This is a genomic window from Halorhodospira sp. M38, from assembly GCF_022227985.1.
Taxonomy (GTDB): Bacteria; Pseudomonadota; Gammaproteobacteria; order Nitrococcales; family Halorhodospiraceae; genus Halorhodospira; species Halorhodospira halophila_A.
In genome coordinates this window covers 22,567-37,808 of sequence record NZ_JAJNQP010000014.1, presented here as the reverse complement: position 1 = coordinate 37,808, position 15,242 = coordinate 22,567, and the positions used below count along the sequence as shown (strand labels likewise).

The following is a 15,242-nucleotide window of genomic DNA, read 5'->3' as shown; positions in this document are numbered from 1 at the left end:
GTTAGAATGCCGGGTACCGCAATCGAGGGAGATACCGCCGTGGCCAGGATCCTGGTGCTTTACTATAGCCGAAGCGGCGCCACCGCCGATATGGCCCGCTATGTGGCCCGGGGCGTGGAGGCCGTCAACGGCGCCAGCGCCGTGGTGCGCACGGTCCCACCGGTCTCGCCGGACTGGGAGAGCGTCGCCCCGGCGGTCCCCGACGAGGGGGCGCCCTACGCCATTGTGGAGGAGCTGGAGCACTGCCACGGGCTGATCCTGGGCAGTCCCACGCGCTTCGGCAACATGGCCGCCCCGCTGAAGTACTTCCTGGACACCACCAGCGGCGCCTGGCTCTCCGGGACGCTGGCCGGCAAGCCCGGGGCGGTTTTCACCTCCACCGGCAGCCTCCACGGCGGGCAGGAGTCCACCCTGTTGAGCATGATGCTGCCGCTGCTCCACCACGGCATGTACCTGGTCGGCCTGCCGTACACCGAGCCGACCCTGGCCAAGACCACCAGCGGCGGCACGCCCTACGGCCCCAGCCACACCGCCGGGACGGCGGGTAACCGGCCGATCACCGACGAGGAGCGCAAGCTGTGCAACGCCCTCGGCCGCCGCGTGGCGCGGTTGGCCGTCCAGCTCTACGGACCCGAGGCATGATGTCGGCCAAGGCCCTGCACCGGATCGCCATCACCGCCTTCATCGGCCTGGTCGTGCTGATGACCAGCTGGCTGCTGTGGCTGCATCCGCCCGCGGATGCGCTGATGCCCATCGCCCTGATCACGCTGCTCGGCCCGCTGGCGCTCACCGCCCGCGGGGTCCTCTACGGCCGCCGCTACACCGTGGCCTGGAGCGCGATCTTCGTGTTGATCTACTTCATCCACGGCGTCACCTACGCCGCGGTGCCCGGCCCGGAGCGCTGGCTCGGCATCCTGGAGATCACCCTGGCGGTGGTCTACTTCACCGCCGCCCTGATGTATCTGCGTCAGGCCGGGAGCGCTCGGCAAGGATCTCGCGGACAAACGGCACCGTAAGCCGCCGCCCGGCCGCGAGCGAGGCCCGGTCCAGGGTCTCGAAGAAGGCCAGCAGCCCGGGCAGCTCCCGCGGCAGGCGGCGAATCAGATAGCGCGCGGTGGCGTCCGGCAGCTCCAGCCCGCGCTGTGCCGCGCGCTGGCGGAGGATGGCCAGGCAGGTGGCCTCATCCGGCTCGCGCACCGCGACCACCGGTCCCCAACCCAGGCGCGAGCGCAGATCCGGCAGCCCCAGCGGCAGCTCCGCCGGCGGCCGCTGCCCGGCGAAGAGCAGCCGCCCGCCGCGCTCCACCACCCGGTTGTAGAGATGGAAGACCGCACCCTGCCACTCGTCGCGCCCGCGCAGCGCATCGAGATCGTCGAGGGCGATCAGCTGCGCCTGCTCCCAGCCGTCGAGCACCGCCGCGCCGTGGCCGAGCAGCTGATCCAGCGGCAGGTAGACCGCCACCCCGCCGGCGCTGGTCACGCGGCGGCAGGCCCCCTGGAGCAGGTGGCTCTTACCGACCCCGTGGGGGCCGTGCAGGTAGAGCGCCGGCGCCTCGAGCACGCCGTCGGCCAGGTCCGTGACCAGGCGCAGGGCCGTATCGTTCTCGCCGGGCACGAAGCGGTCGAGCTCGGCGGCGGCGTTCCAGCGGATGTTCAGTGGCAGTTGCACCGATCCCCCCGGTGGGCATTGCGGGTGGGCTCATTCCAGGGCGCCGTCGCCGCCCTGTCAAGCGCCGCCTTGTCCAGCGGCGCAGGCCTGTTAATCTCCCGCGCACGGAACCCGGCCCGCGGTCGCCGCGGGCCGCCGACCCGACACCCACACGGATCGAGGAGCCGCTCACCATGCGCAGACGTTCCATCCACCTGGCCGCGGCCGTGGCACTGGCCACCGCCGGCGGCAGCGCAGCCGCCGATGGCCGCGAGGCCTCGGCCAGCCTTGGCATCGCCATCAACCAGGGCAACACCGAGTCCGAGCGCTACAACCTCAACGCCGACTACCTGGAGCGCACCAACGCCCACCGCTTCACCGCCAACCTGGAACTCAACCGCGGCAAGGACGGCGATGGCGAGGAGGACGTGAACAACTCGCGGATCGGCGGCGGCTACGACTGGTTCTTTCACGGCCCCTGGTACGCCAACTCCAACCTCTCCTGGCGCCAGGACCGCAAGGCCGACCTGCGCCAGCGCTACGTCGCCGGTATCGGTGCCGGCTACCAGTTCTTCGACGACGACCGCATCCGCCTCTCCGCCGAGGCCGGCCCCACCTACATCAGCGAGGAGAAGCTCGCCACCGGCGAGCGCAACCGCGAGGCCGCCGCGCGCTGGGCGCTGGATTACCGGCAGTACTTCATGGAAGGGGCTCTGCGCTTTTTCCACCGCCACGAGCTGATCGCCGAGCTGAGCGACTCCGACGCTTGGTTCGTCACCTCGCGCACCGGCGTGCGCATGCCGCTGATGGAGAACCTCAGCGCCAGCCTGCAGCTCAACTACGACTACGACAACGACACCGAGGCGGAATCCCGCTACGACGCCACCACCCTGGTCAACCTGACCTACGACTGGTGAGCACGGGCGCCGACTACGGCTGCCAGCGGTAGCTGCGGGTCAGCTGCCCGCCGCCGGGACCGATCTCGGTGGTGGGCAGCGCCTCCGGCCAGAGGCGCTCGGCGTCATCCAGGTCCTCGGCCACCCGCTCGGGGCTGCGGGCCAGGAGCAGGCGCAGGGTGACCCGATCCCCGGCGATCCGCTGCACATCCACCTGTTCGACACCCGTCACCTCCTCCAGGTAGCGCACCGCACCCAGGTAGTCCTCCACGGCGTCGATGTCGGTCAGGGCGATCTCCAGCTGCTGACCATCGTGCTCGCCGGGGACCACCGCAAAGCGCCGGGTCAGGGCACCGCCGACCTCATCCAGCCCCTGCTCAACCACCCCCTCCAGATCGCCGGGGCCGGTGTGGTACTGCAGGGCGTCGTCACCAGCGAGCACCGTCCAGCGCGCCCGCCAGGCCCCGGTGCTCGCCTTGCGCAGACCCGCCGCCACCACCGCGGTGCTGCCGTAGCGCTGCGAGGCCTCACGCAGCGCCTCATCGAAACCACCCCAGATATCCACGAAACCCACGGCCTGGCGATCGCGCAGATCCAGGGTCGGATACATCAGCGGCAGGGCCCGCTGCCCCGCCCCCTCGTGGAGCGCTTCGAGCACCTCGCCCTCGGTCCCCGAGGCGGCGAAACCAAGCAGATCGCGCCGCCCACCGATCTCGGTCCCGACCCAGAGCAGGATCGGCGCCCGGTGCTCACCCCAGACGGCCACGTCGCGCTCGCCCAGGTGGCGCAGCAGCACATCGCCCTCGTAGCGCAGCTCCACCGCCAGCTCATCGTCCAGGCGCAGGTAGCGGTAGCTCTCGAGATAACGCTGCGCGTCGTCGAGAAGCTCACCGGCCGGGTGATCCTCCAGGCCGTGGTAGACCCCCACCATGCGCCCGATCACCCGTTCCAGGCCGGCCTCCACGGCGGCATCGCGCTCGGCGTCCTGGCGGCCGTCCACACGAACCTCGGCGGTGTAGAGATCACTCGCCGCCGCCTGCCCGGCCCCGAGCAGGGCGCAGGCGGCCAGGACCATGGCCGGCAGGACGCGGCAACGGCGGTGGAGGCGACGATCGGAGGCGGAGGGTGCGGCCGTGCTCATGGGCGGGCTGTCGATCATCCGTAGGGGTCAGGGTTCAGGGTGGATCACTGAGGGTGCAGAGCGCACGCCTGCTGTCCAACATACCACGAGCCACGGGGCCCCATGGAGCCGCGATCCACGTCGCCGGGGCCCGACAGGCTGCACCGACGCCGTGGCATCAGGGCGCCCTGCAACCCCGGCCGCCCGCGTTCAGCCGGGCGCTTGGCGCCGCCGGGGGCCGGGCGTCATACTACGCGGCATTGGCTTACGAGCCCTGCCCACCGGTACACCCCAGGAGAACCGCCTTGGAAGAGCAACGCCCGCTGACCTATCGCGACGCCGGGGTCGATATCGACGCCGGCAACGACCTTGTCAGCCGTATCCGCCCGGCTGTCGAATCCACCCGCCGCCCCGAGGTGCTCGGCGGCATCGGTGGCTTCGGCGGCCTGGTCGAGCTGCCCGACGGCTACCGCCGCCCGGTGCTGGTCGCCGGCACCGACGGGGTCGGCACCAAGCTGCGCCTGGCCATCGAGACCGGGCGCCACCAGGGGGTGGGCACGGATCTGGTGGCCATGTGCGTCAACGACGTGGTGGTCCAGGGCGCGGAACCGCTGTTCTTCCTCGACTACTACGCCACCAGCCGCCTCGACGTGGATACCGCCGCCGCCGTGGTGCAGGGCATCGCCGCCGGCTGCCGCGACGCCGGCGCCGCGCTGCTCGGCGGCGAGACCGCCGAGATGCCCGGCATGTACGCCGACAGCGACTACGACCTGGCCGGCTTCTGCGTCGGTGTGGTCGAGCGCGAGCAACTGATCGAGGGCACCACCGTCACCCCCGGCGACGTGCTCATCGCCCTGCCCGCCTCGGGCCCGCACTCCAACGGCTACTCGCTGATCCGCAAGATCCTTGAGCGCCACCCCGGGGCGCTGGACGAGCCCCTGGAGGGCGAGTCGCTGGCCGATCACCTGATGCGGCCGACGCGCATCTACGTCACCCCGGCGCTGCGGCTGGCCGAGTCGGTGCGGGTCAAGGCCTTCTGCCACGTCACCGGCGGCGGTCTGCCGGAGAACTTGCCCCGGGTCCTGCCCGAGCACTGCGCCGCGGCGCTGGAGCGCTGGCCGTGGCCGGCGGTCTTCGACTGGCTGGCACGCGCCGGCAACGTCGAGCGCGGTGAGATGCTGCGCACCTTCAACTGCGGCGTCGGCTTCGTGGCCTGCGTCGACGCCGCCGACGCCGAGCGTGCCCTGGCCGTGCTCGAGGAGCAGGGCGAGTGCCCCTGGCGGCTGGGCGAGGTGGTCGCCGCCGAAGACGGCACCCCGCGGCTGACCATCGACGGGGCCACGCCGTGAGCCAGGGCCCGCGGATCGCCGTCCTGCTCTCGGGCAGCGGCAGCAACCTGCAGGCCCTGCTCGATCAGCACGCCGCCGGGCAGCTGCCCGGGACCTTCGCCTGCGTGCTCAGCAACCGGGCCGACGCCTACGGGCTGCAGCGGGCCGAGGCCGCCGGCGTACCCACGGCGGTGGTCGATCACCGCCCCTTCCCCGACCGCGAGACCTTCGACGCCGCCCTGGTTGAGCGGCTGGAGGCGGTGGGCGTGGATCTGGTGGTGCTCGCCGGTTTCATGCGCATCCTCACGCCGGTCTTCGTCCAGCGTTTCGAGGGCCGGCTGCTGAACATCCATCCGTCGTTGCTGCCGGATTTCCGTGGGCTGCACACCCATGAGCGGGCCCTGGAGGCGGGGGTCGAGGAGCACGGCTGCACGGTGCACTTCGTCACCCCGGAACTCGACGCCGGACCGGCCATCGTGCAGGGGGTGGTGCCGGTCCATGCCGGGGATTCGCCCGAGGCGCTGGCGCAGCGGGTGCAGGTGCAGGAGCATCGGGTCTATCCGCTGGCGGTGCGTTGGTTGGCGCAGGGGCGGCTGGCGCTGACGGAGGCCCGGGTGGAGCTGGATGGGCGGGTGCTTTCGGAGCCCGTGCGCATCCGGGCGGAGGATGCGGTCGATGCGCTATAGGGGCGGTTTCGGTTGCGGCGACGAGCACCATCCGGGTGGGCCCCCGGGGTCGAGCGCAGGACGCGCCCCTGCGGGGTCCCCTGTGCTGCTCACCCCGGCGGGGCCGCTCGCTTAACTCGCGGCGCTGACGCGCCGCTCGGACAAAACCTCGCTGATCCGCGCGAACCGCGATGGGTTCGCGCGGATCCCCCGCCGGGGCTGCGCTGCTCGGCGCGCCCTGAAGGCTCGACCCGGGGGGCCACCCGGACGGTCCCTGGCCGCCCTCAAAGAGATCGCCTGGCGGGAGGCCGGACAGGCACCGCGAACCTCCCGCCCGCCCGGCTGCCCAAGGTGGTAGAAGGACGGCACCCGCCCGGAAGGAGAGATGATGAGCCACAGAACACACCCTGCGCCCAAGCACCGCTCGCTGTCCGTCTGGCTCGCCGCCGGTCTTTTGGCTGCGGCGGCCGCCCTGGTCGCCCCCGCCGCACTGGCCGAAGCGGAGCGCATCCCCGAGTTCCGGGCAGAGTATGAGGTGAAGTACGGGCGGCTGACTTTGGGGACCAGTCGGCTGGAGCTGGAGTATCTGGGTGATGACCGCTACCGCTACGAGATGTTCGTCCGTCCCCGTGGGCTCGCCCGGGCGGTGCTGGGCACGGACCTGACCGATATCAGCGAGGGGCGTGTCCTGGAGGACGGCACCCTGCGGCCGGAGCGCTTCATCCATAAGCGCGAGGGCCGCGACGAGCGCCATGAGGAGATCACCTTCGACCACGACGCCGGGCAGGTGACCTTCGAGGACGGCGAGCGTATGGACCTGGAGGAAGGCGCGGTGGACCGGCTGCTGCCGCAGCTTCTGATCATGCGCGATCTCTCGGCCACCTTCGACCGGGTGCTGACCTACCGGATCGCCGACGACGGGGAGATCTCGGACTACAGCTTCGAGCGCAAGGGCCGCGAGCGCGTCTCGGTCTCCGCCGGTTCCTACCGGGCCGAACGCATCCAGCGCGTGCGCGACGGCGACAGTTCCCGGGAGTCGAACGCCTGGGTCTACCGGCGCATGCACAACCTGCCGGTGAAGATTGAGCACGCCGACAGCGGACGCACCTTCGTCATGGAGCTGACCGACGTCAGCGGGCCGATTCGCGACGACTGAGCCCGGCGGTCAGGAGCGCGGCAGCGTGACCCCGTCCTGGCCCATGTACTTACCGCCCCGATCGGCGTAGGAGATCTCACACGGCTCGTCGGACTCGAAGAAGAGCATCTGCGCCACACCCTCATTGGCGTGGATCTTCGCCGGCAGCGGGGTGGTGTTGGAGAACTCCAGTGTCACCCGGCCCTCCCACTCCGGCTCCAGGGGCGTGACGTTGACGATGATCCCGCAGCGGGCATAGGTCGACTTGCCCAGGCAGATGGTCAGCACGTTCCGCGGGATGCGGAAGTACTCCAGCGTGTAGGCCAGGGCGAAGGAGTTCGGCGGGATGATGCAGACATCGCCGTGGACGTCCACGAAGCTCGCGGCATCGAAGTCCTTCGGGTCCACCACCGCGGAGTTGATGTCGGTGAAGATCTTGAAGTCCTTCCCGCAGCGGACGTCGTAGCCGTAGCTCGAGGTCCCGTAGGAGATGACGCGCTCTCCCTCTGGTGTATCGCGCACCTGACCCGGCTCGAACGGCTCGATCATGCCGTGCTCCTGCGCCATGTGCCGGATCCACCGGTCCGATTTGATCGTCATGCGGCGCCTTCTCCTGACTGCGTTCTGGCGGGGATTCTAGGGCGCAGAGCCCCGGATGACCAGGGTGCACGCCCGCCCCCGCGGACGTGCACCCCGACGCGGCACTAGAGCATGTGCCCGAGCATCGCCGTGGCGATGGTGAAGTAGATCAGGATGCCGGCGATGTCGGCGATGGAGGTGATCAGCGGCGCACTGGCCGTGGCCGGGTCCAGGTTCAGCCGGGCCAGGCCGAAGGGCAGCAGCATGCCGATCATGCTGCCCATGAAGACCACCGCCACCATGGCGAAGGCGACCACCCAGGCGATGTCCAGGCCGCCGCGGTAGAGCCCCAGCGCCCAGACCGCCAGGCCCACGGTCAGACCCAGGGCGATGGCCACGCCGGCCTCCTTGCCCCAAAGCCGCAACCAGTCCCGTGCCTTGACATCCCCGGTGGCGAGCGCGCGCACCATCAACGTGGCCGACTGGGTGCCGGCGTTGCCCCCGGTGTCGACGACCAGCGGCAGGAAGGTGACCAGGACGATGACCGCCTCGATGGTCTCCTCGAAGGAGGCGATGATCTCACCGCCGAACATGTTGATGAACACCAGCAGCACCAGCCAGCCGACCCGCCGCTGGTAGAGCAGCTTCATGCTGGCGTCACGCATGCTGAAGTTGAGCACGCCGACACCACCGACCTTCTGGAAGTCCTCGGTGGCCTCGGCCTCGGCCACGTCCATGACGTCGTCCGGGGTCACGGTGCCGAGCAGCACCCCCTCGGTATCGACCACCGGCAGCGCCGTCAGGTCATAGCGCTGCACCGTCTCCACCGCCTTCTCGCGATCCTCGAAGGCCGAGACACTGATGAAGTGATAGTCCATCAGCTCTTCGACCTTCGTCTCCGGCGAGGCGACGATGAACCGGCGGATGGTCAGCGCGTCGAGCAGGCGGCCGTCGCGGTCGGTGACGTAGATCACGTTCACCGTCTCGGCCTTCTCGCGCTGGCCGCGGATATGCTGCAGGCTGCGCTCCACGGTCCAGTCGGCGCGCACGGCGATGTAGTCCGGCGTCATCAGCCGGCCCACGCTCTCCGCCGGGTAGCCGAGCAGCTCGCGGGCCTCGCGCTGCGCCCCCGGGGGCAGCAGTTCGAGCAACCGCTGGGTGGCCTCGGCGGGCAACTCCTGGAACAGCGCGGTGCGGTCGTCCGGTGTGAGCGCGGCGACGATCTCCCGCGTCTCGTGGTCGGTCATGTCCTGGAGCAGCGCGTCCTGATTGTCCCCGGAGAGGTACGAGAAGACCGTCGAGGCCCGCGGCCGCGGCAGCAGCTTGAACAGGAAGATCCGCTGCGACTTCTCCAGGCTGAGGATCAGTTCGGCGATGTCCTGATCCGGCAGCTCCTCGATGCGAGCGCGAACGTCTTTCCAGCGCCTCCCATCGAGGAGCTGCCGAATCTCGTCGAGCAGCTCTTCGTAGGCCATGCTTGGCTCCTTGTCGTGCCTCTTCTTGGTTGGGCTTACCTCGGGGCGGCGTCAGCCGCCCTGCCCGCGCGCGCCGCCACGGCGGAACCGGCCACCCAGGCCGAGGCGCGGCAGCCAGCCCCGGCGTTCCGGAGCGCTCGCCTGGACGGCCGCTCGCCGGAGCACCCCGGTCAGCCGCCCGTAGCGATCGACCACCGGCAGTTCGTCGGTCCCGGCGCGGTCCATGGTGCGCACGGCGTGCGGGGCGTCGTCCAGCTCCTCGAGCGAGGGGCGCGATGCGGCCAGGCGGCCCACCGGGGTCTCGCCGGCGTCCTGCAGGACGCCGCGGGCCACCACCCCACGGTAACGCCCATCCCCCTGGACAACGTACGCCTCGCGGCCACCGTGGGCGTCGAGCATGCGCGCGGCGGCCGCGGCAGGCACGGCGTCGTTGACGGGGACGAAACCGTCGCTCTGGCAGGCCCCGACGCAGGCGCTCGGCAGCGTCAGCAGATGGCGCAGGGCCTGGCGACGCTCCTCGGGGAGGCGGCGCTCCAGATCGCGGTAGACATCGCGCGGCAGGTGGCGGGCGACCCGGGCGAAGGCGTGCAGCGGGGTGTGCTGCGCCTCGCGGGCGGCCTCGCGGATGGGCTGCTGCGCCAGGCGGCGGGCGCGGGCGATGGCCTCATCGGTGGCGTGGCGGGTGTCCGTGGCGGCGGTGCGCGGCTTGTCGAACATGGCGACTCCTCCCTGTTGGCGTGCAGCGGCACGCAGCGGCGCATGCAGCCGCGCCGCGTGGATTCGTATCAGGGGGAGGCCCTGCCCGTTGCGAGGCCCCCGGCCCTGCCTGTTGCGGAGCGCCGTCGCGGCGGGCTCCGGGCAGGGCCGGGTCGGATCAGACCCGGGCCGAGCGGCCCGCCGCGTGGCGGTCGTGCCGCAGCGCGCCGGACACGGGGTCCGGGGCCACGGCGCTGGTACTCGGTACTTGGCTATCCATTCGTTCCGTTCGGGCGGCCCCGGGGGCCATCCACACACTCGGTCGGCTGAGATCGGTCCTTAAAATAGCGGCAGGCGGCGCTTGCGTCAATTTTTGCAGCGCATCACGGTTGACCCGCCCGCCCCCCTCGCGTATGAAAGCCGACTTCGGATCGACACAGATGAGGAGCGCGCCGGATGGCCCTTTGGATCGCCGTGCTGCTGGGGGTTGTGCAGGGGATCTTCATGTTCCTGCCGGTCAGTTCCACGGCCCACATGGTGCTGCTCGAGCACTGGCTGATCGGCCAGGATCACCCGATGCCGGCGCCAGAGAGCGCCGAGATGATCCTGTTCAACCTGGTGGTCCACGTCGGGACCCTGGTCTCCATCGTGGTGGTCTTTGCCCCGAGCCTGCTGCGCTTCACCCGCTACAGCCTGCGCGACGCCTACGGCTGGGCCCGGGCCGGGCGCTTCCAGGGGCCGCCGCTCTACGCCCGGCTGTTCCTGCTCGGGATGCTCTCGGTGCTGTTCACCGGCGTGGTGGGGCTGACCCTGAAGGCCGTCTTCGAGCAGGTCTTCGCCAACCCGTGGATGATCGGCATCACGCTGATCCTCACCGGCGCCCTGCTTTTCTGGACCGACAAGCTCCCGCCCCGGCGCCGCGGGCTGCGCCAGACGGGGGTGGGAACGGCGACGATCATCGGCATCGCCCAGGGCTTCGCGCTCATGCCCGGGCTCTCGCGCAGCGCGCTGACCATCGTCTTCGGCCTGTTCGCCGGTCTCAAGCGGCGCTGGGCGGCGGAGTACAGCTTCTTCCTGGCCATCCCGACCATCTGCGCAGCCACCCTGCTCCAGGCCATCGAGGTCTACCGGCTCGGCGGCCTGGAGAGCGTGAGCGTCGCCGCGCTGGCCACCGGCTTCGTGGTCGCCGCAGTGGTGGGCATCGTGTCGCTGAAGCTGGTGATCTACTTCCTCTACCGGGCCCAACTGAAGGTCTTCTCCTTCTACGTCTGGGCCCTGGCCGCGGCCATCCTCTTCGGCTGGATCGACCTGCCGATGTAGGGCCTCACCCGGCTGGCGGGCGCCGATACCCGCCAGCCGGTGGGGTCAGAAGCGGATGGCGTCGAAGGAGACCCCCAGGTAGAACTCGTCGTCCTCGCCGGAGGACATCACCCGGCCGTAGGCCAGATCCACCTGGACCAGATCGTCGAGCAGGCTGCGCCGCAGCCCGAAAGCTCCGCGAGCGTCCTGATCGCTGTCGGTATCACCACTGACCTGCAGGATCACGTCCCAGCGCTCGGTGAAACGCCAGTCCAGGCCCAGGCCCCAGATGCCGTCGGTGTCGTCGGCCTCGCGGTTGTGGTTGACGCCCAGGTTGGCGTGAACCGTGGTGCGCTGGCCCCAGTCCACGGTCAGCGGGAGCAGCAGGTAGTGGTCGCGGCGCTGGTCGTTGCTGATGTCGTAGTCAGCCCCGGCGGCCAGCCCCAGCCCGTAGCCGTCGCGGTGGCGGTCGCGCCAGAGCCACAGCCCCTCGACATCCAGGAAGGCATTGGCATCGGCGCCCTCGTCACCCTCGGTGCCCAGGCCCACGGTGGTCTGCCAGTTGCCGGTACCGCGGGTGGTCAGGGCGCCGAAGGTGCCCACGCGGTCCGCCTCGCTGCGATCAACCTCCTGGTGCCAGAGCTCCACGGTGCCGCTGCGCCGGTCGATCAGCTCGGCCTCGATGATGTCGTAGGCGTCGCCGGGCAGCGGCCCGCTGAGCGCCGCGCCACTGGCCAGGGCGCCGCCGAGGCCGGCGGCCGCCGCCATCCACCCACCGTAACGTTGCATACTGCCTCCTGTTCATGTTGCGGGATCTGGCATAATGCGCGGTTTCCCGCACAGCAAACCGAATCCGGAGATATGGCACGCCGCATCCTCGTCACCAGCGCCCTGCCCTACGCCAACGGCCCGATCCACCTGGGCCATCTGGTGGAGTACATCCAGACCGACATCTGGGCGCGCTTCCAGCGGCTGCGCGGCAACGAATGCTACTACGTCTGCGCCGACGACGCCCACGGCACGCCGATCATGCTGAAGGCGCGCGAGCGCGGCGTCGACCCGGAGCAGCTGATCGAGGAGATGGCCGCCAGCCACCAGGCCGATTTCGCCGACTTTCTCATCGGCTTCGACCGCTACCACTCCACGCACTCGGAGGAGAACCGCCACTTCGCCGAACTCATCTACCAGCGCCTGGAGGCCGGCGGCCACATCGAGCGCCGCACCATCGAGCAGCTCTACGACCCGGGCGAGGGGATGTTCCTCCCCGATCGCTACATCAAGGGCACCTGCCCGCGCTGCGCCGCCGCCGAGCAGTACGGCGACTCCTGCGAGGTCTGCGGGGCCACCTACACCCCCGCAGAGCTCCAGGATCCGGTCTCGGTGATCTCCGGCGAACGCCCGGAAATCCGTCAGAGCGAGCACCTGTTCTTCCGCCTGCAGGACTTCGAGGCCATGCTGCGCGAGTGGGCCAGCACCGAGCACCTGCAGCCGGAGATCATCAACAAGCTCAACGAGTGGTTCGAGGCCGGGCTGCGCGACTGGGACATCTCCCGCGACGCGCCCTACTTCGGCTTCCGCATCCCAGGCACCGAGAACAAGTACTTCTACGTCTGGCTCGATGCGCCCATCGGCTACATGGCCAGCTTCCGCCGTCTGGCCGAGGAGCGCGGCATCGACTTCGACGCGTTCTGGGATGCCGAACGTGCCGACGAGACCGAGCTCTATCACTTCATCGGCAAGGACATCGCCTACTTCCACACCCTGTTCTGGCCGGCGATGCTCCACGGCGCCGGCTACCGCACGCCGACGTCGGTCTACTGCCACGGCTTTCTGACCGTCAACGGGCAGAAGATGTCCAAGTCGCGGGGGACGTTCATCACCGCGCGCACCTACCTCGAGCACCTGGACCCGGAGTACCTGCGCTACTACACAGCGGCCAAGCTCTCGGACTCGGTGGAGGACATCGACCTCTCCTTCGACGACTTCGTCCAGCGCGTCAACTCCGATGTGGTGGGCAAGCTGGTGAACATCGCCAGCCGCTGTGCCGGGTTCATCACCAAGCGCTTCGACGGCCGCCTGGCGCCGCGGCTCAGCGCCCCGGAGCTGTTCCGCACCTTTACCGCCAGCGCCGAGCGCATCGCCGAGCTCTTCGAGCAGCGCGAGTACGCCCGCGCGGTGCGCGAGATCATGCACCTGGCCGACCAGGCGAACCAGTACATCGACGCCGAGAAGCCGTGGGAGCGGATCAAGGACCCCGAACAGGCGCAGGCGGTGCAGGAGATCTGCACCATGGGGCTGAACCTCTTCCGCATCCTGGTCCTGTACATCAAGCCGATCATGCCGCGGCTGGCCGAGGACGCCGAGGCGTTCCTGAACATCGAGCCGCTGAGCTGGGCGGACGTGCAGGCCCCGCTGCTCGATCACGGCATCAACAAGTTCAAGCCGCTGAAGACGCGGATCGACCCGCAACAAGTGGAGGCCGTCGTGGACGCATCCAAGGAGACCCTGGCATCAACCGAGGCGCAGAGCGAGGCGCCCAAGGGCCGTCTGGCCGAGGACCCCATCGATGAGCAGATCACCATCGAGGACTTCGCCAAGCTGGATCTGCGCGTGGCGGAGGTCAAGGTGGCCGAGACGGTGGAGGGCGCCGACAAGCTGCTGCGCCTGGAGCTGGACCTTGGCGGCGAGACGCGTCAGGTCTTTGCCGGGGTGCGTCAGGCGTACAGCCCGGAGCAGTTGCTGGGCAAGCGGGTGGTCTGTGTGGCCAATCTCAAGCCGCGCAAGATGCGCTTTGGTGTTTCGGAGGGGATGGTGCTCTGCGCGGGGCCGGGCGGTGAGGATCTGTGGGTGGTCGGTCCGCAGGACGGTGCGGAGCCGGGGATGCGGGTGAAGTAACCCTTCGCTGTGATCCGGCGGGGCGCGGACTGTTCACGGTCCCGGGCTCGAGTTGGTTGGGTGAGGGGGTGCCGGGTGCCGCTGAGTGCGCGCCGCCTGACGGCGGGGCACGCTCATCGGCACCGGGTCCCCACCACCACAACCGCCCACGGGGGCCCCGTACAAGCCGACGCGGGCCTCGGCCCTGAACTACCGGCGCCGCTGCTGCTCCCGCGGCACCTCCCGGAGCTCCACCTCAACCTCACGCTCCGAACCATCCCGCAGCACCGTCAACGTCACCGAATCCCCCGCCCGCCGGGCAAAGACCAGACGCTGCAACTGCCGTGGCTCCGAAACCGCCTCACCGTTGACATGCGTGATGACATCACCATCCGCCGGCATGGCACGCCCCTCGACATTCACCTCGAACGACGCCCCCTGCAGCCCCGCCTCCTCGGCCGGACTGCCCGACTCCACATCGACCACCATCACGCCGCGCTCCGGCAGGTTCAGCCGCTCGCGGATCCCCTCGGGGTACCCCTCCAGGCCGGCGACCATCACCCCCAGACGGGCCCGGGAGGTCAGATCCGTCAGACCGCCCTCCTCCATCTCGCCCAGGCTCTCCTGGAGCAGATTGCTCGGCACGGCAAAGCCCACGCCCACCGAGCCGCCACGGCCGGCCAGCCCGCCGCCGCCGGGGACGATGGCGGTGTTCACGCCGATCACCTCGCCGGCGGAGTTGAGCAGCGGCCCGCCGGAGTTGCCGGGGTTGATCGCGGCGTCCGTCTGAATCATGGGGATCTCGATCTGCCCGATCCCCGGCAGGTCCCGGCCGACGCCGGAGACGATCCCCGTGGTCACCGTGGAGCTCAGCCCGAAGGGATTGCCGATGGCAATGGTCTTCTGCCCGACCAGCGCCTGATCGGAATCGGCCAGGGTCAGCGGCTCGGCGTCCTCCGGGACGGCCCCCGGATCCTCGGGCTTGAGCAGGGCCAGGTCGTAGAGGGCGTTGGCGCCGACCACCCGGGCCGGTACGGCGTCGTGCTCAGCAAAGCTGAGCTTCACCGATGCGCCCTCGCGCAGCTCCACGCCCTCCTCCTCCAGGGCGTTGCGGATGACGTGGTAGTTGGTGACGATATGGCCGTCGCTATCGATCAGGAAGCCACTGCCCGCCCCCTGGCGCCGGGGCGCCTCGCCGCGCGGACGATCGCGCTCGAAGAACTCGCGGAACTGCGGCGGGATCATCCCCTCCGGAATACGCTCGAAGGGATCCACGCGCTCACCCCGGACCTCCACCTCGATGGCCACCACCGAAGGCCCGTAGCGCTGGAAGATCTCCACCGTATTGCGCTCGTCCGGCTGGAGGTGCTCCAGATCGTCGGCCAGCGCCGGCGTGCTCACCAGAGCGATCAGGGCCATTGCCAGCACGGCCCCCAGAACCAGCGGCGTACGTCGATGCTGCATTCCGTGTGCTACCGTCATAAGGCTTTCCACCTGTGGGTTGTTCATCAAGTAGTGGACAATAAGG

General features: G+C 69.9%; 15 protein-coding genes. 8 read left to right on the top strand and 7 right to left on the bottom strand.

Translation table 11 applies throughout. The features are described from left to right. Nucleotides 1–39 precede the first annotated feature (39 nt). Together wrbA and LRA98_RS09120 are read left to right on the top strand one after the other, a co-directional pair. A complete protein-coding gene (gene wrbA, locus LRA98_RS09125) occupies nucleotides 40–642 on the top strand; it encodes an NAD(P)H:quinone oxidoreductase (protein ID WP_238633760.1) in 603 nt (200 codons plus the stop codon). Continuing rightward, nucleotides 639–1,016 carry a DUF2069 domain-containing protein gene (locus tag LRA98_RS09120; protein ID WP_238633758.1) on the top strand — a complete coding sequence of 126 codons (378 nt, stop codon included), beginning with the start codon at nucleotides 639–641 and terminating at the stop codon, nucleotides 1,014–1,016. The genes wrbA and LRA98_RS09120 overlap by 4 nt, the downstream gene beginning before the upstream one ends. Here the strand turns inward: LRA98_RS09120 and hda are convergent. Beyond that, nucleotides 943–1,668, bottom strand: a complete 726-nt coding sequence (hda, locus tag LRA98_RS09115) for a DnaA regulatory inactivator Hda (RefSeq protein WP_238633757.1) — start codon at nucleotides 1,666–1,668, stop codon at nucleotides 943–945. The two genes, LRA98_RS09120 and hda, sit on opposite strands and share 74 nt — an antisense overlap. Before the next feature lie 173 nt (nucleotides 1,669–1,841). Between hda and LRA98_RS09110 the strand changes: the two genes are divergently transcribed. Next, nucleotides 1,842–2,564, top strand: a complete 723-nt coding sequence (locus tag LRA98_RS09110) for a DUF481 domain-containing protein (RefSeq protein ID WP_238633756.1) — start codon at nucleotides 1,842–1,844, stop codon at nucleotides 2,562–2,564. A 13-nt stretch (nucleotides 2,565–2,577) separates the two neighbouring features. Here LRA98_RS09110 and LRA98_RS09105 read toward each other — a convergent pair whose 3' ends face one another. Further along, nucleotides 2,578–3,684, bottom strand: coding sequence for a DUF2066 domain-containing protein (locus LRA98_RS09105; protein WP_238633755.1), 1,107 nt, complete (start codon nucleotides 3,682–3,684; stop codon nucleotides 2,578–2,580). 284 nt (nucleotides 3,685–3,968) lie between these two features. Between LRA98_RS09105 and purM the strand changes: the two genes are divergently transcribed. The 3 genes from purM to LRA98_RS09090 all read left to right on the top strand — a co-directional run bounded on the left by purM (nucleotide 3,969) and on the right by LRA98_RS09090 (nucleotide 6,812). Further along, the gene (purM, locus tag LRA98_RS09100) at nucleotides 3,969–5,012 is read left to right on the top strand and encodes a phosphoribosylformylglycinamidine cyclo-ligase (protein WP_238633754.1); all 1,044 of its coding nucleotides are present in this window, start codon (nucleotides 3,969–3,971) and stop codon (nucleotides 5,010–5,012) included. Next, on the top strand, nucleotides 5,009–5,677 hold the full coding sequence (gene purN / locus LRA98_RS09095; RefSeq protein WP_238633752.1) for a phosphoribosylglycinamide formyltransferase: 669 nt from the start codon (nucleotides 5,009–5,011) through the stop codon (nucleotides 5,675–5,677). Before purM ends, purN begins: the two co-directional genes overlap by 4 nt. A gap of 367 nt (nucleotides 5,678–6,044) precedes the next feature. Further along, entirely contained in the window at nucleotides 6,045–6,812 is a 768-nt protein-coding gene (locus LRA98_RS09090; protein ID WP_238633750.1) for a DUF3108 domain-containing protein, read from the top strand. A gap of 9 nt (nucleotides 6,813–6,821) precedes the next feature. On the opposite strand, the gene dcd is transcribed toward LRA98_RS09090, so the two are convergent. The 3 genes from dcd to LRA98_RS09075 form a co-directional block, all read right to left on the bottom strand. Further along, nucleotides 6,822–7,391 (bottom strand): dCTP deaminase, encoded by a 570-nt coding sequence (gene dcd / locus LRA98_RS09085; RefSeq protein WP_238633748.1) that lies wholly within the window; start codon nucleotides 7,389–7,391, stop codon nucleotides 6,822–6,824. 104 nt (nucleotides 7,392–7,495) lie between these two features. Continuing rightward, entirely contained in the window at nucleotides 7,496–8,845 is a 1,350-nt protein-coding gene (mgtE, locus tag LRA98_RS09080) for a magnesium transporter (RefSeq protein ID WP_238633746.1), read from the bottom strand. Between the two features lie 51 nt (nucleotides 8,846–8,896). Beyond that, complete coding sequence (locus LRA98_RS09075) at nucleotides 8,897–9,562, bottom strand: CBS domain-containing protein (protein WP_238633745.1); 666 nt, start codon at nucleotides 9,560–9,562, stop codon at nucleotides 8,897–8,899. A gap of 435 nt (nucleotides 9,563–9,997) precedes the next feature. Here LRA98_RS09075 and LRA98_RS09070 point away from each other — a divergent pair, with 435 nt between their 5' ends. Then, the gene (locus LRA98_RS09070; protein ID WP_238633743.1) at nucleotides 9,998–10,861 is read left to right on the top strand and encodes an undecaprenyl-diphosphate phosphatase; all 864 of its coding nucleotides are present in this window, start codon (nucleotides 9,998–10,000) and stop codon (nucleotides 10,859–10,861) included. A 45-nt stretch (nucleotides 10,862–10,906) separates the two neighbouring features. Here the strand turns inward: LRA98_RS09070 and LRA98_RS09065 are convergent, their stop codons facing one another. Then, on the bottom strand, nucleotides 10,907–11,629 hold the full coding sequence (locus LRA98_RS09065; RefSeq protein WP_238633741.1) for an autotransporter outer membrane beta-barrel domain-containing protein: 723 nt from the start codon (nucleotides 11,627–11,629) through the stop codon (nucleotides 10,907–10,909). A 24-nt stretch (nucleotides 11,630–11,653) separates the two neighbouring features. On the opposite strand from LRA98_RS09065, the gene metG reads away from it, so the two are divergent. Continuing rightward, entirely contained in the window at nucleotides 11,654–13,735 is a 2,082-nt protein-coding gene (metG, locus tag LRA98_RS09060; protein ID WP_338018554.1) for a methionine--tRNA ligase, read from the top strand. A gap of 189 nt (nucleotides 13,736–13,924) precedes the next feature. On the opposite strand, the gene LRA98_RS09055 is transcribed toward metG, so the two are convergent. Next, nucleotides 13,925–15,196: a S1C family serine protease gene (locus LRA98_RS09055; protein WP_238633737.1), complete on the bottom strand. Its 1,272-nt coding sequence runs from the start codon at nucleotides 15,194–15,196 to the stop codon at nucleotides 13,925–13,927. Between the last annotated feature and the right edge of the window lie 46 nt (nucleotides 15,197–15,242).